The organism is Sulfitobacter sp. AS59, assembly GCF_038899995.1.
Lineage (GTDB): Bacteria > Pseudomonadota > Alphaproteobacteria > Rhodobacterales > Rhodobacteraceae > Sulfitobacter.
This window is the reverse complement of the sequence record NZ_JBBMQK010000001.1, coordinates 162110-181634: the sequence shown is the minus strand read 5'-3', so window position 1 is coordinate 181634 and position 19525 is coordinate 162110. Positions and strand designations below refer to the sequence as shown.

The 19525-nt window shown below is 58.9% G+C and carries 15 protein-coding genes; 10 read left to right on the top strand and 5 right to left on the bottom strand.

Annotated features, from left to right (window positions below; all coding sequences use genetic code 11):
- The first annotated feature begins 96 nt into the window (after window positions 1–96).
- Both WNY39_RS00930 and WNY39_RS00925 read left to right on the top strand, forming a co-directional pair.
- Window positions 97–2349 carry a PAS domain-containing sensor histidine kinase gene (locus WNY39_RS00930; protein ID WP_342843308.1) on the top strand — a complete coding sequence of 751 codons (2253 nt, stop codon included), beginning with the start codon at window positions 97–99 and terminating at the stop codon, window positions 2347–2349.
- The gene (locus WNY39_RS00925; RefSeq protein WP_342843307.1) at window positions 2342–3754 is read left to right on the top strand and encodes a sigma-54 dependent transcriptional regulator; all 1413 of its coding nucleotides are present in this window, start codon (window positions 2342–2344) and stop codon (window positions 3752–3754) included. The genes WNY39_RS00930 and WNY39_RS00925 overlap by 8 nt, the downstream gene beginning before the upstream one ends.
- Here WNY39_RS00925 and WNY39_RS00920 read toward each other — a convergent pair.
- Window positions 3751–4221 carry a hypothetical protein gene (locus WNY39_RS00920; protein WP_342843306.1) on the bottom strand — a complete coding sequence of 157 codons (471 nt, stop codon included), beginning with the start codon at window positions 4219–4221 and terminating at the stop codon, window positions 3751–3753. The genes WNY39_RS00925 and WNY39_RS00920 overlap by 4 nt on opposite strands.
- A gap of 140 nt (window positions 4222–4361) precedes the next feature.
- Here WNY39_RS00920 and trkA point away from each other — a divergent pair, with 140 nt between their 5' ends.
- From trkA to WNY39_RS00895, 5 genes are all read left to right on the top strand, one after another.
- Window positions 4362–5738 (top strand): Trk system potassium transporter TrkA, encoded by a 1377-nt coding sequence (trkA, locus tag WNY39_RS00915; RefSeq protein WP_341235143.1) that lies wholly within the window; start codon window positions 4362–4364, stop codon window positions 5736–5738.
- 22 nt (window positions 5739–5760) lie between these two features.
- Window positions 5761–7299 carry a potassium transporter TrkG gene (locus tag WNY39_RS00910; RefSeq protein WP_341235144.1) on the top strand — a complete coding sequence of 513 codons (1539 nt, stop codon included), beginning with the start codon at window positions 5761–5763 and terminating at the stop codon, window positions 7297–7299.
- Window positions 7300–7439: 140 nt separating this feature from the next.
- The gene (gene hfq / locus WNY39_RS00905; protein ID WP_093915014.1) at window positions 7440–7679 is read left to right on the top strand and encodes an RNA chaperone Hfq; all 240 of its coding nucleotides are present in this window, start codon (window positions 7440–7442) and stop codon (window positions 7677–7679) included.
- Complete coding sequence (gene hflX / locus WNY39_RS00900; RefSeq protein WP_342843303.1) at window positions 7676–8974, top strand: GTPase HflX; 1299 nt, start codon at window positions 7676–7678, stop codon at window positions 8972–8974. Before hfq ends, hflX begins: the two co-directional genes overlap by 4 nt.
- A gap of 109 nt (window positions 8975–9083) precedes the next feature.
- Window positions 9084–9485 carry a DUF2177 family protein gene (locus WNY39_RS00895; RefSeq protein WP_342843302.1) on the top strand — a complete coding sequence of 134 codons (402 nt, stop codon included), beginning with the start codon at window positions 9084–9086 and terminating at the stop codon, window positions 9483–9485.
- Window positions 9486–9555: 70 nt separating this feature from the next.
- On the opposite strand, the gene WNY39_RS00890 is transcribed toward WNY39_RS00895, so the two are convergent.
- Window positions 9556–10119, bottom strand: a complete 564-nt coding sequence (locus tag WNY39_RS00890) for a pseudouridine synthase (protein WP_342843300.1) — start codon at window positions 10117–10119, stop codon at window positions 9556–9558.
- Window positions 10116–12587 (bottom strand): penicillin acylase family protein, encoded by a 2472-nt coding sequence (locus WNY39_RS00885; RefSeq protein WP_342843298.1) that lies wholly within the window; start codon window positions 12585–12587, stop codon window positions 10116–10118. Before WNY39_RS00885 ends, WNY39_RS00890 begins: the two co-directional genes overlap by 4 nt.
- Before the next feature lie 55 nt (window positions 12588–12642).
- Between WNY39_RS00885 and WNY39_RS00880 the strand changes: the two genes are divergently transcribed.
- Window positions 12643–13560, top strand: a complete 918-nt coding sequence (locus WNY39_RS00880; protein WP_342843296.1) for an NAD(P)-dependent oxidoreductase — start codon at window positions 12643–12645, stop codon at window positions 13558–13560.
- Between the two features lie 43 nt (window positions 13561–13603).
- On the opposite strand, the gene WNY39_RS00875 is transcribed toward WNY39_RS00880, so the two are convergent.
- Together WNY39_RS00875 and hemB are read right to left on the bottom strand one after the other, a co-directional pair.
- Entirely contained in the window at window positions 13604–14170 is a 567-nt protein-coding gene (locus tag WNY39_RS00875) for a YSC84-related protein (RefSeq protein WP_342843294.1), read from the bottom strand.
- 135 nt (window positions 14171–14305) lie between these two features.
- Window positions 14306–15310 (bottom strand): porphobilinogen synthase, encoded by a 1005-nt coding sequence (hemB, locus tag WNY39_RS00870; RefSeq protein ID WP_342843292.1) that lies wholly within the window; start codon window positions 15308–15310, stop codon window positions 14306–14308.
- A 150-nt stretch (window positions 15311–15460) separates the two neighbouring features.
- On the opposite strand from hemB, the gene WNY39_RS00865 reads away from it, so the two are divergent.
- Together WNY39_RS00865 and mfd are read left to right on the top strand one after the other, a co-directional pair.
- Entirely contained in the window at window positions 15461–15988 is a 528-nt protein-coding gene (locus WNY39_RS00865) for a component of SufBCD complex (protein ID WP_342844329.1), read from the top strand.
- Window positions 15989–16019: 31 nt separating this feature from the next.
- Window positions 16020–19502, top strand: a complete 3483-nt coding sequence (gene mfd, locus WNY39_RS00860; RefSeq protein WP_342843290.1) for a transcription-repair coupling factor — start codon at window positions 16020–16022, stop codon at window positions 19500–19502.
- Window positions 19503–19525 lie beyond the last annotated feature (23 nt).

Sequence of the window (19525 nt, the reverse complement as noted above, 5' to 3'; positions counted from 1 at the left end):
CACATAACCGTGGCCATCGGGCCTCACAGCCCGATCAGGACCACATTAATAGGCAGTGGATGCATTTATGCATCACATCATCGGTGAGGATTGCGGGTGCTAACCCGGTCACGCAGTTATTATCTGTTACGTCTTGAGCGACTGCGCCGGGTTCGGCGGTATCGCAACTTGGCGACCCTTGGGCTTGTGGTCTTGGGGCCTGTTTTGGCGATCATCACCTATCTGGTCTTGGGGCCATTGGGGCAGGGCAGCAATACGCCCAGCTTGCGGCTGATCCTGCTGACCGACCTCGTCTATATCCTGTTGGTCGCCGCCCTCGTTTTCATTCAAGTCGCCCGCCTGATCGCGGCACGCCGTGCGAAATCTGCGGGGTCGCGACTTCACCTGCGGCTGACCGGTGTGTTCGCGCTTATGGCGCTTATTCCCACCGTCAGTGTCGCGGTTTTCGCGGGACTGACGATCAATGTAGGGCTTGAGGGATGGTTTTCCGACCGTGTGCGCGGTGTGGTTGGCAATTCACTTGCTGCCGCGCAGGCCTACGAATCCGAACAACGCGATGATCTGATCGAAGATGCGCTCACGCTGGCCCGTGGCATCGACCGGGCCCGCGATCAAAATTTACCGCTGGCTGACTCCCAATTATTGGCCGAGGGGCAGTTGCAAATTCAGCGGGGCCTGCGCGAGGCGTATTTGATCGATGGCACAGCGCAGATCAGGACCCGTGGCGATCGGTCGTATTTGTTCAACTACGAAGCCCCAGACGCAGCACAGCTGAGAAGCGCCCAAGAGAACAACGGCCAGCCTTTGGTGATCGAGGATTGGCCAAACAACGAATTCCGCGCGCTTGTGGCCCTCGATTCCTATCTGGACCGGTTTTTATACATCAGCCGCGATGTTGACGGTGAAATCCTGTCTTTGCTGGACGATACCAAAGAAACGGTGCGCCTGTATCAGCAGTTGGAGAACGACCGGGGCAAGTTGCTGTTTGAGTTCGGCCTCCTTTACGTCGGCTTTGCGCTGATCCTTATTCTGGCGGCGGTGTGGCTTGGCCTGTGGTTTGCGGAACGGCTGTCTGGCCCCGTTGGGCGGCTTACCGGTGCGGCGCAACAGGTTGGCGCGGGCGATCTTGAGGTGCAGGTGCGCGAGGCATCGGGCGATGATGAAATTGCCATGCTCGGGCGTTATTTCAACCAGATGACCAAGCAGCTGAAGGCGCAGCGTGAGGCGCTGTTGGACAACACCCGCCAGATCGAACGCCGCCGCAGGCTGTTTGATTCCGTGCTCAGCTCGGTCACGTCCGGGGTTGTCGGTCTTGATCCAGAAGGGCGGGTGGCCTTTGTGAACAAGTCTGCCATGCGGCTGCTGGATTGGGCCGAAGACCAGCAATCACTGGCGATCTCAGTCGCGGTGCCCGAGTTCGGGCCGCTCTTCGATACCGTGGTTTCCGGTCAGGGCGAGGTTGCCCAAGGCGAGGTCAAAGTATCGCGTCACGGCAATATGGAGAACCTGTTGGTCCGCGTCGCCACACGGCGCAGCGAAGATGGTCGCCTAGAAGGCTATGTTGTGGCCTTTGACGATGTCACCGATCTGGTTAGCGCGCAGCGCATGGCGGCATGGGGCGACGTGGCCCGCCGGATCGCCCACGAGATCAAGAACCCGCTGACACCGATCCAGCTGAGCGCCGAACGCATCCAACGCAAATTCGCCCGCAAGCTGCCCGACGATGCGGCTGCGCTTGAACAGATGACGGGCGTGATTATCCGCCAAACCGGCGATTTGCGCCGCATCGTGGATGAGTTCTCGAAATTCGCGCGGATGCCAGAGCCTGAAACATCGGAGCAGGATATCGGCCAACTGGTGCGCGATGCCGTGGTGTTGCAGCAAAGCGGCCAGCCCGATGTGACCATTCACGCCACGTTACCTGACGGCCCCGTTCTGGCGCAGGTGGATGCAACCATGCTGTCGCAGGCCTTAACCAACCTGATTAAGAACGCTGGCGAAGCCATTGAAAGTTTGGTGAAAAGCGGCGCGCCTGACGGTTTCGAGCCACGTATCAAGGTCGCATTGACCGTTCAAAAAACCACGCTGCAAATCGCAATCGCGGACAACGGCATCGGGTTGCCAGAAGACCGCGCGCGGCTATTTGAACCCTATGTAACCACACGCAGCGAAGGAACAGGCCTCGGCTTGCCGATCGTGAAAAAGATAATCGAAGAACATGGCGGAACCTTGGTGCTGGAAAACGCACCTGTGTTCGACGGCCAATCCCATTTCGGTGCCATGGCAATCATTACATTGCCGCTGGCGCCCTCCCCAAAGACAACCGCATTGGAGACCCAAGATGAGTGACATCCTGATCGTGGACGATGAACGCGATATTCGCGAACTGATTTCAGACATTCTCGAAGACGAAGGTTTTGCCACGCGTCTGGCCGGTAACTCAGACGAAGCGGTCGCCGCCATTAACGCAGAACCACCCGCGCTGATGATCTTGGATATCTGGCTGAAAGACAGCCAGATGGACGGCATCGACATCCTCAAGGCGGTCAAGCGGGACAACCCCGATGTGCCTGTGGTGATTATTTCGGGTCATGGGAACATCGAAATCGCCGTCGCCGCGATCAAGCAGGGTGCGTATGATTTCATCGAAAAGCCGTTCAATATCGATCAGTTGCTGGTGGTGATCCGCCGCGCGATGGAAACATCACGTTTGCGCCGCGAAAACCTGTCGCTGAAACGTCGTGATGTAACAAGTGCCGATATGATCGGATCATCGACGGCGTTCAAAATGCTGATGGCGCAGTTGGATAAGGTCACCAAATCCAATGGCCGCGTGATGCTGCGCGGGCCTGCTGGGTCGGGCAAGGAAATTGCCGCGCGTTATATCCATAATAACTCCGCCCGTGCGTCAGCGCCGTTTGTGACCGTCAATTGTGCCAGCGTCGCGCCCGAGCGGATGGAGGAAGTGCTGTTCGGCACTGAAAGCGCCGACCGCGGCGTTGAACCCGGCTTACTCGAACAAGCCCATGGCGGTGTGATCTTTTTTGACGAGGTCGCGGATCTGCCACTTGGCACCCAATCGAAAATCCTGCGGGTGTTGGTTGACCAGCAATTCACCCGCGTTGGTGGCCATGACAAGGTGCGTGTCGATCTGCGCGTGGTGTCCAGCACGAACAAGGATCTTGATGCCGCGATCAAGGCCGAAACATTCCGCGAGGAACTGTATCACCGCCTGAACGTCGTGCCGATTTCCGTCCCGTCGCTGGAAGACCGCCGCGAGGATATTCCGGTACTGGCCGAGCATTTCATTGCCGAGTTTAACAGCAGCCAAGGGTTGCCGTTGCGCAAGTTTTCCGACGATGCCGTGGCCTTGCTGCAAACCATGATCTGGCCCGGCAACGTGCGTCAGTTGAAAAACCTTGTCGAACGGGTGCTGATCCTTGGTGATGGCACTGGCCCGATCGAGGCGCGTGAACTGCCGGGCGAGGATGACAACGCCGATGAAGACGGCCGCGTTGTTCTCTCAGGTGCCTTGGCGACCTTGCCCCTGCGCGAGGCCCGCGAGGCGTTCGAGCGTGAATATTTGCTGACGCAGATCAACCGTTTCGGCGGCAACATCAGCCGCACCGCCAATTTTGTCGGCATGGAACGGTCGGCGTTGCACCGCAAACTCAAAAGCTTGGGCGTGGTGACATCGGCGAAATCCGGCACCCGCATCGCCCATGTCGACGAGGATGCAGAAGTCGACAGTTAACCCCGTGTAACGATCTGAAAACTGCCGTCGTCGTTGCGGATCACGCAGGATTTGTCGTTCAGCGGGGGCAGGGTGGTTGTGGCCCGTTGCGGGGCCGCTTGGGCCACGGCACTGGGGCAGGCGGGGATCGACACGGGCACAAAGCCTTGATCGGCCATGCATTGTGTCTCTACCCGGTTGCGCAGATCAACATTGGGATCGACGGTATAGACCGCCCCCGGCTCGTAATACCCCGGCAAAATGCGGCAACGACCGGCGCTGTTACATATCTCGCGCGGCGGGATAAAGCGGGGCGGCGCGCGGCGGATTTGGGTTGAAACCGGTACCTTGGCCAGTGCTTCGACCTCGCAAGCGGTGGTTTGGCGCTGCACCGCTGTAATATCGGCACCGGGTTTGTAATAGGTGTTCAGCGGTGCGCAGGCCCCAAGGCCGATCAACACCGCCGCAGTCATTGTCACATGTTTCATCGCACCGCTCCCCTTTTGCCGTTATCCCCATGTAGACATTTGAATTGACCCTTGCAAAGCCATCTGTCATTCAAATCAACGATCAAGCGGGTGGTTTCCGCCTTGCCCCGTCATCAGGCGCAACACCAAAGGAACCTTTCATGAAAGTGATTATTTGCGGTGCAGGTCAGGTCGGCTGGCAAATTGCGCGCCATTTGTCGGGCGAACGCAACGACGTAACAATCGTGGACAGCAATGCCGATCTGGTGCGCCGTGCCACGGATACGCTGGATGTCCAGGGCATTGCGGGCTTTGCCAGCTATCCCGATGTGTTGGACCGTGCAGGCGCGCGCGATGCGGAAATGATCATCGCCGCCACCCATTCGGACGAGGTCAACATGGTCACCTGTCAGGTGGCCCATTCGGTGTTCGGCATCAACCGCAAGATCGCCCGTTTGCGCAGCCAATCCTATCTGACGGCGATTTATTCCGACCTTTACCGCCGCGATCACATGCCCATCGATGTGGTGATCAGCCCGGAAAAGGAAGTCGCCGCTGCCGCCCTTCAGCGGCTATCGGCGCCTGCTGCGTTTGACACGGAAACCTTTATGGATGGCATGGCCCATCTGATCGGTATCCAGATCGAAGAGGGCTGCCCGGTTATTAACACGCCCCTGCGCCAGTTGTCTGACCTATTCTCGACCCTGCGCGCTGTTGTGGTTGGTGTGCGCCGTGATGGCACGTTGTTTGCTCCGGAAAGCAAGGACCAGCTGTTTGTTGGCGACGCCTGCTATGTCTTTACCCACCGCGATGACATCCCGCGGACCCTTGATATTTTTGGCAAGAAAACCAGCAAGCTGGAACGTGTTGTGTTGGTGGGCGGAGGCAATGTTGGTCTGGCCGTCGCGCAAAACCTTGAAAGCAAGGGAAAGCGCGTCCGCACCAAGATGATCGAGAAAAACCGCGCCATCGCCGAACGCGCCGCCGAGGCGTTGGAACGCACGATTGTACTGAATGGCGACGGTCTGGATGCGGCGCTGCTGGCCGAGGCGGGGATCAACCGCGCGGATGCGATGATGGCCATCACTGATGATGATAAAACCAATATGCTGGCCTGTGTGCGCGCCAAGGCCGAAGGCTGCCCCTTTGTGATTGCCTTGATCAACGACCCGACTTTGGTGCCCTTGATGCAACCGCTTGGTATCGACGCATATATCAACCCGCGGGCGACGACCGTCAGCTCGATCTTGCGCCACATCCGCCATGGCCGCGTGCGGTCGGTCTACTCCATCGGCGACGCCGAGGCCGAAGTGATCGAGGCCGAAGTGCTGTCAACCTCGCCGCTGGCTGGCAAACGCATTACCGACATTGATTTCCCCGAAGGGGTGTTGGTGGGCATGGTCCAAAAGGGCGATCAGGTGATCCGCCCCTTGGGCAGCACCCGCATTGACGAAGGCGACGTGATCGCTGTTTTCTGTCTGGCCAAAGACGTGCCGCAGGTCGAACAGTTGATGCAGGTATCGATCGACTTTTTCTGATGCCACATCGGGATGCCCCATCATGAGACGCAAAAGCTATATTCGCCGGGAAATCCTTGATCTACCGCTGTTTTTGCTGATTTTTGGCGTCTTTAGCGCCTCCATGATCATTCCCGCGTTCTTTGCGGTGGTCACCGATGATCTGCTCGCATCGCGGGCGTTTTTCTATTCCTGCCTGCTTGGCGTCGTCGTGTTCACCATGATCGCAATCGCCCATTCGGGGCGCAAGGCGCGGCACGGGTCGTTGGGGCCGCTGCTGTCGCTGTTTTCCAGCTTTGTGATCTTGCCTGCGATCCTTGCCATCCCGTTTCTTGAGGCCTTGCCGACCACGCGTTTTATAAACGCTTATTTCGATATGGTCAGCTCGATCACCACCACAGGGGCCAGCCTGTTTGACGATCCCGGACGTCTAAGCGACACGCTGCATCTGTGGCGCGCGCAGGTCGCGTGGATGGGTGGCTTGCTGATGTGGATTGCCGCCTCGGCCATTCTGGCACCCCTGCATCTTGGCGGGTTCGAGGTGACATCCCAAGCCGAACCCGGTAATCCAGACGACCGGCGCACCACGGCATCCGCGCCGATTAACCCGCGTCTGCGTTTGCTACGTTCAGCGGCGGCGCTAGCACCCACCTATCTGGCGCTGACGCTGTTTTTGTGGGTTTTGCTGCTGGCCAACGGCGACCGATCGCTGGTGGCGCTGTGCCATGCCATGTCGGTGATGGCGACCTCCGGTATTTCGCCCTTGGGCGGGACACATGACACCGGCGTCAGTTTTGGTGCCGAAGCGGTGATGATGCTGTTCATGCTGTTCTCGCTGTCGCGGCTGACCTTTTCCAAGGATACGGTCACAGCGACCCAAGGCGGCCTGCGCACTGATCCTGAATTTCGCATGGGGCTGGCGTTGATCATTGGCGTGCCGCTGATTCTATTTGCGCGGCATTTTCTGGGGGCTTTTGACGTGTCCGCCAGCGGCGAGGCTTATGAAAGCGGCAGCGCGCTGTGGGGCGCGATCTTTACCGTCACATCATTTTTGACCACCACAGGGTTTGTCAGTTCGTCTTGGGCCGAGGCGCAAAGCTGGTCCGGGCTGGAAACGCCGGGGCTGATCCTGATGGGGCTGGCATTGATCGGCGGCGGGGTGGCCACCACCGCAGGCGGGGTGAAATTGCTGCGGGTGTTTGCGCTTTACCGCAATGGCGCGCGGGAGTTGGAACGGCTGGTGCATCCCCATTCGGTTTCGGGGGCAGGGACCACGGGCAGACGCCTGCAAAGCAACGGGGCCTTTATCGCATGGATCTTTTTCATGCTGTTCGCCCTGTCGCTGGCTGCTGTCACGCTGCTCCTGACCTTTGTCGGGGCCCCGTTCGAGGATGCGCTGGTGATGTCTGTGGCCAGCCTGTCGACCACCGGACCGTTGATCGAATTCGCCGCAGACGCGCCCATTAGCCTGATCGAACTTGGGGATCCGGCCAAGATAATCCTGATCGGTGCCATGGTGTTGGGACGGCTGGAAACCCTTGCCATCATCGCCTTGCTAACCCCAGACCTGTGGCGCGCGTGACACGAATTACCATCTGCCGTACTGTGCTGTGTGACATTTGGGGTGGAAACTCCTGACCGGCATCTACATACTCGTTCTAAATCGGAGCTCGGTCCGCGAGCATCAGCAAGAAAAACAGCAAGAATAAAGGCGAGACCATTATGGCGTCTGACAGACAAAACCTTCAGGACGCATTCCTGAACCATGTGCGCAAAACCAAAGTTCCGGTAACGATCTTTTTGATCAACGGTGTGAAGCTGCAAGGTGTGATCACTTGGTTTGACAACTTTTGTGTGCTTTTGCGCAGGGATGGCCAGTCGCAGCTTGTGTATAAGCATGCGATCTCGACCATAATGCCAAGCCAGCCAATCTCGCTTTACGAGGGTGAAGACGCGAATTGACGCGCCCTCCCTTCCAGATCGACGACACAGCAGGCCCGAAAGTAACCCGGGCTTGGGTGCTGCACCCTGACATTAAAACCGACAACAACCGCCGAATCGCGGAACCGGCCTTGGCCGAAGCCGTCGCCTTGGCCGAAGCGCTTCCTCATTTGGAAGTCGTGGGGGAAGAGGTTGTTATTCTGCGCACCGTGAACGCGGGCATGATGTTCGGGTCCGGCAAGATCGAAGAATTAAAGCGCCGCATGGAGGACGCCGAGGTCGATCTGGTCTTGGTTGATGGACATGTGACGCCGGTACAGCAACGCAACCTTGAAAAAGCATGGGGCGTGAAACTGCTGGATCGCACCGGTCTGATCCTCGAGATTTTCAGCGACCGCGCCGCCACCCGCGAGGGTGTGTTGCAGGTCGAAATGGCCGCGCTGAACTATCAGCGCACGCGGCTGGTGCGGGCATGGACCCACCTTGAACGCCAGCGTGGCGGGTTGGGGTTTGTTGGCGGTCCCGGTGAAACCCAGATTGAATCGGACAGACGCGCCATTGACGAACAGTTGGTCCGGTTGCGCCGCCAGTTGGACAAGGTCGTAAAAACCCGCGCGCTGCACCGTGCCGCCCGCGCCAAGGTGCCGTTCCCGATTGTCGCTTTGGTCGGCTACACCAACGCAGGAAAATCCACGCTGTTCAACCGGTTGACCGGTGCGGATGTGATGGCAAAAGACATGCTGTTTGCCACGCTCGACCCGACCATGCGCAGCCTCGTGCTGCCCGATGGCCCCGAGATTATTCTAAGCGACACGGTTGGATTTATCTCTGACCTGCCGACCGAGCTGGTTGCCGCGTTTCGCGCCACGCTAGAAGAGGTATTGGCCGCCGATATCATCTGCCACGTGCGCGATATTTCCCATGCCGAAACCGAAGAGCAGGCGCAGAATGTCCGTGATATTCTGGCGTCTTTGGGTGTGCCCAAGGAAACCCGCAGCTTTGAGATTTGGAACAAGATCGACCTGCTTAGCCCGGACCGTGCCGATGCCGTGCGCGCCCGTGCGGCTCGCGACGAAAACGTCTTGGCGATTTCGTCACTGACGGGCGAGGGTCTGGAGGAGTTTCAGGCTGTGATTGCCGAAGCCCTGCAAGGGGCAGTGCGTGAGGCCGATCTGGTGCTTGGGTTTGCAGAGGGTAAAAAGCGTGCATGGCTCTTTGCTCAAGAGGTGGTTGTGGACGAAGAGCAGACCGAGGACGGTTTTGCCCTCAAGGTCCGTTGGTCAGCCGAGCAAGAAGCCCAGTTTCAGCGGCTGTAACCCGCTGATCCGCACGCAATAAAATTTTTCCGAAAAATTTTGACCGGAAAATTCGAATTTTCCGCCGCGCGATACATATGGTAACCTGCATCACGGCGGGAGGGCCCTTATGACGCTGATCATTCTATATGTGCTGACCTTCGCGGTTTTTCTGGGGCTAGATATTCTGGGTCTGACCTATTTGGTCAAACCCGTCTTTTCGCGCTACATCGACCCGCTGTTGCTGGATCGGTTTCGGATGATACCGGCCTTGGCCTTTTATGCGTTCTACATTGCCGTGTTCTTGTATTTCGTATCCTGGCCCGCGGTTCTGCAGGACAAAAGCTTGCTTTGGGTCTTTGCAAACGCGGCGCTGATTGGCGCGTTGGGCTATGGCACCTATGAGTTCACCAATCTTGCGACCCTCAAAGACTGGACGCCGAAGATGGTTGCCACTGATTTTTCATGGGGCGTGGTGTTGACGGGTGTTTCGGCAACTGTTGGGGTTTGGGCGACGCGGGTGTTTGTCTGAACTGCGGAGTGATTTAGGGGACCAGCCCCCCGGCCTTTGGCCGTCCCCCGGGATTTTAGTCCATTTGGAATTAGCGGCCTGTTTCTGAGGAAAAGCGCCATGTGCCGGGTTGCATGTTGTTGAGTTGCCAGTCGCCGACTTGGGCGCGGATCAGGCGCAGCGTGGGCAGGCCCACATGGGCGGTCATACGGCGTACTTGGCGGTTGCGGCCTTCGGTGATGGTGATGGAAAGCCATGCATCGGGCACCGATTTGCGAAACCGCACCGGCGGGTCGCGGTCCCACAGCGCTGCGGGCGTGTCGATTTGGCTGACCTTGGCGGGGGCGGTTTTGCCGTCTTTGAGGGTGACGCCGCTGCGCAGGGCATTCAGGGCCGCGTCATCGGGGGTCCCTTCGACCTGAACCCAGTAGGTTTTTGCAAGTTTGTATTTTGGGTGTGATATCCGCGCCTGCAGTGGACCGCTGTCGGTGAGCACCATCAACCCCTCGCTGTCGCGGTCAAGGCGGCCAGCGGGGTAGAACCCCTTTTCATCGATATAGGCGGACAGGGTCGGGCGAAGGGACCCTTCGGTGCCTTTGTCGGTGAATTGCGACAGCACGCCGTAGGGTTTGTTGAACAGGATGACGCGGTTCATGGCTGTGCCGGGATCAGTTTGGTCACGCCCACGGATGCGGCGCGGGCCAGATCCTCGTCCAGCGACATGGGGATATATTCGCCGCGCCGCCACAGCTGGGCGAGGTTGTCATAGTAGCGTGACAGGAAATGCCCCGACTGGCCGGTTGAGGTGATAAAGACCGACGAATCCGGATCGGCGAAATCATAGACGCCGCGGTATCCGGCCCCGTGCACGTTAAAGAACGGATCGGGGCTGGTGCCTTTGGTCCGGCCGCGCAGCAAGGTATTATCGCCGCCCGAGGTCGATTGGCGGATGTTGACGAAGTAGCGCAGGATCGGCACCTCGCCCAACGTGGGGTGATCATGGGTGGCTTGGTGCGCATCGCCCCACCGCAGGGATTCGAGCTGGCTGCCCCATGTTTCATTGATCCAGATCAGGGCGTCATCCAAGGCAAGCCGGGCCATGTCAGGGCAGGTCTCCACTGGGGCGGATTGCAGCACGTCACACCATACAGCGGCACCATCGACATCGCGGAACACGCGTTCGATGAACAGCGGCTCAACATGGTCGAACTCCTCCGCCAGCGGGCCAAGCTCGTCCTGAATCAGGCGGTCCTGCAGGGCGCGCAGCCAGGCGGCATAGATCAGCGGTTCGGGCAGGTGTTCGTTCATCTCGCCCGACCACCCCGCGAGCAAGATCAAAGCGCGTTCGCGTTGGCGCGCGGCGGTGCCTTCGGCGGCGGCCTCGCCGGTGAACCATAGCTCGGCCCCGATCAACGGCAGCAAGGTGCGCGCGGTAAAGCTGACCGTATCAAGCTGCGCTTCGATAAAGCTGTCGCGGGTGTGGACTTGGCGGCGTTGCATCAGGTTACGCCAGCGCTGAATGCGCTGCGTATCGCCCCATAGAAACGACACATGGTTGGGGAAGGGGCGGTCCAGCGTCTTGTTGTTGGTGTTGCCCAGAATACCGCCCAGCGGGGCCACGAATTCGGGGTTGGACGCATAGGGCAGCACCCCCTGCCAGCGGTTGGCGGCGTTCCAGCCGACGGTGGGCATGCGCCCTTGGCTTTGGTGAGCCGGATCGCGGGCGGGCAATGCGCCGATGGTTTTCAGCGCAATCGTGTCGGCATCCACCAGCGTCAGGTTTTGCGATGGGGCGATGTAATCGGCGGTGGCGGCAAGGCCTGCGTCCACCGATTTCGCCTCCATCAATGCCATGGCGGCGGCGAGGGAGGTATCGTCCGGGCTAAGCGCTGTCCAACTCACCGTGGCCACATGGCCGGGCGGGGTGATGGCGGCGAGGTTGTAGTGTCTGCCGGGCAGCACGGGGCCGTTATCCGTCCAGCGCAGGGTCAGGGTGATGGGATCGGCGTCCTTGACCGTGATAATCGACGCACGTTTGGCAAAGGGTTTGAACCCGTCCGGCGTGCGGTATTCTTCGGGGTTGTCTGGGTTCAGCTCTTCTACATAGACGTCTTGGTCATCGGCATAGGACGATGTGATGCCCCATCCCAAGGCGGCGGAGCGGCCGGTTAGCACCACGGGAAGGCCCGGAATAGTGCCGCCGATCACACCACCCGATTGCAGTTCGAGCCGCGCGAGATACCAGATGCTGGGTGCGGTAAAGCCAAGATGCGGATCATTGGCAATCAGCGTGCCGCCGGATGCAGACCGATCGCGCGCCGCAGCCCATGCATTGGATGCCCCGGCCAGCTCAAACGGCTTGAACGGCGACAGCGGATTGGGATCAAGGGGGATGTTTTCGGCGAATTGCGGCAGCTTGCCGGGAACAAGGGCAGCATATTCCGGCAGGGCGGCGATGCCGCTGCCCGGCGCATCGGGTAAAATATCCAGCAGACGTTTCTGATCGGGCAGGGCAAGCGAGGTGCGCGCGCGTTTCACCTCGGCATCCAGATGGCCAGAGAGTTGCAGCGACATCAGTTTCGTCATTGCCAGCGAATCTGCCGGGCGCCACGGGGCGACGGGCACATCGAACATCAGCATTTCGGGCGCGCCCCGGCCCAATGCTTCGGTATTGATCTGGTCAAGACGGGCGTTCACCCCGGCGGAATACGCCTCGAGCGCGGCGCGGGTTTTGGGGTCAAGGGTGTCAACGGATCTGACGGCAAGGGGGTAGAGATCGAACCGGCGCAGCAAGCGGTCAATGTCGATTGTCGCAGGGCCGAACACCTCGGACAGGCGGCCCTGAACGGTGCGGCGCATGGTAATCATCTGCCACAGACGATCCTGCGCATGGGCAAAGCCAAGGCCGTAAAACACATCCTGATCGTTTTGCCCGAAAATATGCGGCACATTGGCGTTGTCGCGCACGATCTCGACCTCGGCACGCAGATTTGGCACCACGACCGTGTCGTCATATTCAGGCAAAGACCGCGACGCGAGCCAATAAATGCCGACAACCGCGACCACCGTTAAGACAATCAACAAGGTGGCCAGACGCATAAGCCACTTAAATACCACTGCCATTGGGTGCTCCTGAATAAACCCCTCAGTTGATTGACCAAACTCTGTGGGCTGTTAGATGTTATACCAGCCAATAGCGCAACTAATAGATAAGGAAAAGACGATGGCAAAACTCGCATTTCTGGGACTGGGAGTGATGGGCGGGCCGATGGCCGGACATCTACAGAAAGCCGGTCACACGGTCACCGTATACAACCGCACAACCGAGAAAGCCCGCCAATGGGCGGAAACCTATGGCGGCGACATGGCACAGACCCCGCGTGAAGCGGCGCAGGGGGCCGATATCGTATTTTCCTGCGTGGGCAATGATGATGATCTGCGGTCTGTCTGCGTGGGCGACGACGGGGCCTTTGCGGGCATGGCCGAGGGGACGATTTTCGTTGACCACACAACGGTTTCCGCCGCAGTAACCCGCGAACTGTACGACGCTGCAAATGCCGCGCAGATCAGCTTTGTCGATGCGCCGATCTCGGGCGGGCAGGCAGGGGCGGAAAACGGCCAACTGTCGATCATGTGTGGCGGCGATAAAGGGGCGTTTGACCGCGCTTTGCCGATCATGGAGGTGTATTCCAAGATTTGCCGCCGTTTGGGCGACACAGGTGCCGGCCAGATGACAAAGATGTGCAACCAGATCGCAATTGCTGGTTTGGTTCAGGGCCTGTCAGAGGCGCTGCATTTCGCCCAGAAAGCCGGGCTTGATGGTCGTGACGTGGTCGAAGTCATCAGCCAAGGTGCGGCAGGCAGCTGGCAAATGTCCAACAGGTTCGAGACAATGCTGGACGACGAATTCAACCACGGTTTCGCGGTGGACTGGATGCGCAAGGATTTGGGTATTTGTCTGGACACCGCAGACGAGATTCAGGCAAGCCTGCCTGTGACCGCCTTGGTCGATCAGTTCTATAAGGATGTGCAAAAACTGGGCGGTGGCCGTTGGGACACCTCAAGCCTGATCAAACGTTTGAACGCCGTCGGCTAAAACAAAAGCGCGGCCCGCAAATGCTGCGGGCCGCGCTTTTCGCTTATGGAATGATCCGCGTGTATTTGCTGCCCTCAAGGGTGGCACCGATGCGCAGACCCGCGCGGCCAAAAACAGCGGCCAGAACCGGCGAAAGCGATGTGGTGGTATCCGCGTTGACGCTGTCGCCCACATTATCAATCACATATTCGACATTCGCACCTGCCGCCCAACCGGGGGAGCGGCGGAAATTGTTCAACGCGTCTTCGGTCATGAAAAACAGAACATGCGCATATTGCTGCGCGCCGATTTGCAGCCCGCCTGTCGCCTTGGTCATCGAATAATAATCAACCGAGATGTTGTTGACCCGCAGCGCGCCGCGCCCGTAACCGCCGCCCAGGCCCACGCCTGCCTCGGTCACCAATGGCATAATCAGCATACCGTTAGATTTCGCGGCCAGCTGTTGGGTGTTCGGGAATTGGCGGTACATTTCTTGCAAGGTTGCATCGACGCGCGCATCGATCTGACCGCTGCCACGGCTTCCAACCCCATTGCCACAGGCCGCGACGGCCCCTGCAGTTGCCAACGCGCCCAACGCAAACGCGCGGCGCGAAAAAGAAGAATTGCTCATTTTAATATGCCTGTAATTGCCTGTGCCGGTTTGTCCCGACTTATGCGCGACCTTATGCCGAAAAATCGATGCTGTCACCTTTTTAGGCCACGAATCGGCGGTGAACTGCCTTTGCCTGGCGGTTTTTGCGCTGATTTAGCGCCCGCGCGCCATTAAACGGGCTACGTCCGGCGCGAAATAGGTCAACACGCCGTCACAGCCCGCGCGTTTGAACCCCATCAGGCTTTCCATCATCACACGCTCTTCCTCGATCCAGCCATTTTGCGCGGCGGCCTTGATCATGCTGTATTCACCGGACACCTGATAGGCAAAGGTCGGCGCGCCAAAGGTGGTTTTCACACGGTGGCAAATATCCAGATAGGGCTGGCCGGGTTTGACCATCACCATATCCGCCCCCTCGCGCAGATCGCGTTCAATCAGGCGCAGGGCCTCGTCGCTGTTGGCATAATCCATCTGATAGGTCTTTTTGTCGCCCGTCAGCGCGCCTGATGCGCCAACCGCATCGCGAAACGGCCCGTAATAGGCAGAGGCGTATTTTGCCGAATAGCTCATGATCATCACATCGCTATGGCCCGCATTTTCCAGACCCGCGCGAATGGCCGCCACGCGCCCGTCCATCATATCAGATGGCCCGATAATGTTGGCACCCGCCTCGGCTTGGGCCAGCGACATCTTGACCAGCGCCTCGACCGTGCGGTCATTGACGATAATGCCATCTTCCACAAAGCCGTCATGCCCGTTGATATTATAGGTATCCAGCGCCACATCCGTCATGATCACCATTTCTGGCTGGGCCTTGCGGATGGCGCGAATGGCACGGTTTGCATTGTTCTGCGGGTCCCAAGCGCCGGCGCAATCCTCTGTCCGGTCCTCTATCCCGGTGTAGGGAAAGATGCACATCGCGCCGATACCCAGATCAGCGGCCTCGCGGGCGGCTTCGACCACCTTGTCGACACTGCGGCGGAACACGCCGGGCATGGAGGGAACCGGTTCTTCGATCCCTTCGCCTGAGCGGACAAACACGGGCCAGATCAGATCCCCCAGCTCAAGCGCGTTTTCGCGCACCAACGCACGGATGCCAGCAGATTGACGGGTGCGGCGCAGTCGTGTCGCGGGATAGGCGGCTTGTTGGGGTCTCATGCAAAATACCTTAGATGTTTCATCACAAGGCTTTGCATTTATTTTTGCACGGCTCAAGGCTAGGAATTAGAGGCAAGCGCCGCTATGAGGGCATAAGCGCGGTACGAATTGCCGCAGATGGCTAATTTTACGATCAAAGACGGGCGTTCCTTGGACTTGTACCAGACAATCTTAGAAGTGATCGACATGCGGTCGTTCTCAAACCTCTGGTTCTGGATCATGTTGGCCGTCGTTTGGTCATCGGCAAGCCACTGGGTCTTGGGCGTTCCTTATGATCTGGTCCTGCGTGCGCGCCGCTACGGAGAGCAAACCCAGGTCGATCTGGAAGACCTGGTCCGCATCAACGTGAACCGTACCCTTTATATCGCGCAGGTGTCGGGTATATTGATTTTGGCCTTTGTCAGTTTTGTTCTGACGGTGCTGTTCATATTGGCCATGTTTTACAACGTCGAATTTGCCCAAGCCGTGCTGTTTCTGGCGTTTCCCTTGTCGATTATCGCCATGCTGAATGTGTCGACCGCCCAGCAGATATTCGAGGAATCCGCCAAGGGCGAATTGCTCTACAAGCGGCTTTCGCGCCATCGGCTCTATACGCAGATCATCGGGATCATCTCGATTTTTGTCACCTCGATCTGGGGCATGTATCAAAACCTCTATGTTGGTCCGTTCGGCGGTTGACAAACCGGCACCAAGGAACAACTGACACTTCATGTCGAATTCCACACAAATAACGCTGTCCGGCGTGCCCGAAGGCTTTGATGCCCGCGCCTTGCTGGACGAGCTGACCAAAAACAAGCGCCCCGTGATCCATGTGGCGCGCGATGACAAACGCATGGCGGCGATGCAGGCGGCCTGCCGCTTCTTTGCGCCCGATGTGCCGGTGATCACCTTTCCGGGGTGGGATTGTCTGCCCTATGACCGCGTGTCGCCCAACGCCGATATTTCGGCGCAGCGCATGGCGACGCTGGCGGGGTTGGTGCATGGGATGCCCGACCAGTTCATCCTGCTGACCACGCTAAACGCCGCCACCCAGCGGGTGCCGGCACGCGCCGTGCTGCGCGATGCCGCGTTTTCCGCCCGTGTGGGGGATCGCATTGACGAGGCCGCATTGCGGAATTTCCTTGTCCGCATGGGGTTTGTACAAAGCCCCACAGTGACCGGACCCGGTGATTATGCGATACGGGGCGGGATTATCGACATCTACCCGCCCGGCGATCTGGGCCCCGTACGGCTGGATCTTTTCGGCGACACGCTGGATGGCGCGCGCCGCTTTGATCCGCTGACCCAACGCACCACCGAAAAGCTGGATCTGGTCGAACTCGCCCCGGTGAGCGAGGTTATTCTGGACGAGGCGGCGATTACGCGTTTCCGCCAGAACTACCGTATCGAGTTTGGGGCCGCGGGCACCGACGATCCGCTTTATGAGGCGATCAGCGCGGGGCGCAAGCACCAAGGTGCCGAACATTGGATGTCGTTCTTTCACGACACGTTGGAAACCATCTTTGACTATCTGCCCAAGGCCACGGTCACCTTGGATGACCAAGTCACCGCGCAGCGGCTGTCGCGGTGGGATAGCATCGCCGACCAATACGAGACGCGCCGTTTGGCCATGGCGAACCGGTCCAAGATGGACAGCGTTTACAAACCCGCACCGCCCGAAGGGCTGTACCTGACCGATACTGCTTGGGAACAGGCGTTGATCGGCAAGCGGGTGATCCAGTTCAAACCCTTGCCGCAGCCCACAGGCCCGAATGTTCTGGACGCAGGCGGGCGCATCGGACGTGACTTCGCCCCCGAACGCCAACAAGAATCCATCAGCCTTTTCGGTGCCTTGGCAACCCATCTTAAGGTAAAGTTAGGCGAAGGCCCGGTTGTCATCGCGAGCTACTCCGAAGGTGCGCGCGAGCGGCTGACCGGATTGATCGAAGACGAAGGCATGGGCGAAACCATCGCCATTCCCAACGGTACACGCATCGGCAAACGCGGCCTGTATCAGGCGGTTTGGGCGCTGGAGCATGGGTTCGAGGCGCCTTTAACCAGCGATGGCCAAAAGCTGACCGTTATCTCTGAACAGGATATATTGGGGGATCGTCTGATCCGCGGCCCCAAACGCAAACGCCGTGCTGAAAACTTCCTGACCGAAACGCAATCCCTGACGCCGGGCGATCTGGTCGTGCACGTGGACCACGGTATCGGCCGCTATCTGGGCATGGAGGTTATCACCGCCGCAGGGGCGGCCCATGAATGCCTGTTGCTGGAATATGCAGAGAATTCAAAGCTGTACCTGCCGGTAGAAAACATCGAACTGCTGTCGAAATACGGCCATGACGAAGGTCTGCTGGACAAGCTGGGCGGCGGGGCGTGGCAGTCGAAAAAGGCCAAGCTCAAGGAACGCATCCGCGAGATGGCCGATAAGCTGATCCGCATTGCCGCCGAACGCGCGTTGCGCCGCGCGCCGGTCATGGATCCGCCTCCGGGCATGTGGGACGCGTTTTCCGCGCGCTTCCCCTATACCGAAACCGACGATCAGATGTCGGCGATCAACGATGTGATCGACGATCTGACCAGCGGCAAACCGATGGACCGGCTGATTTGCGGCGATGTCGGCTTTGGCAAAACCGAAGTCGCCATGCGCGCCGCATTCGTGGCGGCCATGTCGGGTCTTCAGGTTGCCGTGATTGCACCGACGACCTTGCTGGCACGCCAGCACTATAAATCCTTTGCGGAACGGTTCCGGGGCTTCCCGCTTGAGGTCCGTCAACTGTCGCGGTTCGTATCTGCAAAAGACGCGAACACCACCCGCGAAGGGATTACCAAAGGCACCGTAGACGTCGTTATCGGCACCCATGCTTTGCTGGCAAAATCGATCAAGTTCAACAACCTAGGTCTGTTGATCATTGACGAAGAACAGCATTTCGGCGTCGGCCACAAAGAACGCCTGAAAGCGATGCGCACCGATATCCACGTCCTGACCCTGACCGCGACGCCGATCCCGCGCACCTTGCAGCTAAGCCTGACAGGCGTGCGCGATCTGTCGATCATTGGCACGCCGCCTGTGGACCGTCTGGCGATCCGCACCTATGTCAGCGAATTCGACAGCGTCACCCTGCGCGAGGCGTTGCTGCGCGAACATTATCGCGGCGGGCAATCGTTCTATGTCGTGCCGCGCATCTCGGACCTGCCCGAGATCGAGGCCTTCCTAAAGGAACAACTGCCTGAACTGACCTATCTGGTCGCCCATGGCCAGATGGCAGCGGGCGAGCTGGATGATCGCATGAACGCGTTCTACGACGGGAAATATGACATACTGCTGGCTACTACGATTGTTGAATCCGGTCTGGATATTCCAACCGCCAACACCATGATTGTGCACCGCGCCGATATGTTCGGCCTCGCGCAGCTTTATCAAATTCGCGGACGTGTAGGCCGGTCAAAAACCCGCGCCTATGCCTATCTGACCACCAAACCGCGCGCCAAACTGACGGCTACCGCAGAAAAACGTCTGCGGGTGCTCGGCAGTCTGGACACGCTGGGGGCAGGGTTCACGCTGGCGTCGCAGGATTTGGATATTCGCGGCGCGGGCAACCTGCTGGGCGAAGAACAATCCGGCCAGATGCGCGATGTCGGGTTCGAACTGTATCAATCCATGCTGGAAGACGCCATTGCCAAGATCAGGGCGGGCGAGCTGGAAGGCGTGATTGACGATGATGGCCAATGGGCACCGCAGATCAATCTGGGCGTGCCTGTGCTGATCCCGGAAACCTATGTGCCGGACCTTGATGTGCGTTTGGGTCTGTACCGCCGTCTGTCGAGCCTGACCACCAAGGTCGAGTTGGAAGGCTTTGCCGCCGAGATGATCGACCGCTTTGGCAAGCTGCCGCGCGAGGTGAATACGCTGATCCTTGTGATCCGCATCAAGGCGATGTGCAAACGGGCAGGGATCGCCAAGCTGGACGGCGGGCCAAAAGGCGTGACGATCCAGTTCCACAACGATAAATTCGCCTCGCCCGAGGGGCTGGTGACATTCATCCAAGACCAACGTGGACTGGCCAAGGTCAAAGACAACAAGATCGTCGTGAAACGCGATTGGGCGACAGATACGGACAAGATCAAAGGGGCCTTTGCCATTGCCCGCGATCTGGCCGAACATGTTATCGCCAAAGAAAAGCAGGCCAAAAAAGCAAAAGCCTGAGCCGTTTCTCGCTCAGGCTTTCA

Excerpts from the sequence above, each read along its gene's own strand:
- WNY39_RS00925 (WP_342843307.1), top strand. The coding sequence starts at position 2,342 with ATGAGTGACATCCTGATCGTGGACGATGAACGCGATATTCGCGAACTG.
- WNY39_RS00920 (WP_342843306.1), bottom strand. The coding sequence starts at position 4,221 with ATGAAACATGTGACAATGACTGCGGCGGTGTTGATCGGCCTTGGGGCC.
- trkA (WP_341235143.1), top strand. The coding sequence starts at position 4,362 with ATGAAAGTGATTATTTGCGGTGCAGGTCAGGTCGGCTGGCAAATTGCG.
- WNY39_RS00910 (WP_341235144.1), top strand. The coding sequence starts at position 5,761 with ATGAGACGCAAAAGCTATATTCGCCGGGAAATCCTTGATCTACCGCTG.
- hfq (WP_093915014.1), top strand. The coding sequence starts at position 7,440 with ATGGCGTCTGACAGACAAAACCTTCAGGACGCATTCCTGAACCATGTG.
- WNY39_RS00895 (WP_342843302.1), top strand. The coding sequence starts at position 9,084 with ATGACGCTGATCATTCTATATGTGCTGACCTTCGCGGTTTTTCTGGGG.
- WNY39_RS00890 (WP_342843300.1), bottom strand. The coding sequence starts at position 10,119 with ATGAACCGCGTCATCCTGTTCAACAAACCCTACGGCGTGCTGTCGCAA.
- WNY39_RS00885 (WP_342843298.1), bottom strand. The coding sequence starts at position 12,587 with ATGGCAGTGGTATTTAAGTGGCTTATGCGTCTGGCCACCTTGTTGATT.
- WNY39_RS00880 (WP_342843296.1), top strand. The coding sequence starts at position 12,643 with ATGTTATACCAGCCAATAGCGCAACTAATAGATAAGGAAAAGACGATG.
- WNY39_RS00875 (WP_342843294.1), bottom strand. The coding sequence starts at position 14,170 with ATGAGCAATTCTTCTTTTTCGCGCCGCGCGTTTGCGTTGGGCGCGTTG.
- hemB (WP_342843292.1), bottom strand. The coding sequence starts at position 15,310 with ATGAGACCCCAACAAGCCGCCTATCCCGCGACACGACTGCGCCGCACC.
- mfd (WP_342843290.1), top strand. The coding sequence starts at position 16,020 with ATGTCGAATTCCACACAAATAACGCTGTCCGGCGTGCCCGAAGGCTTT.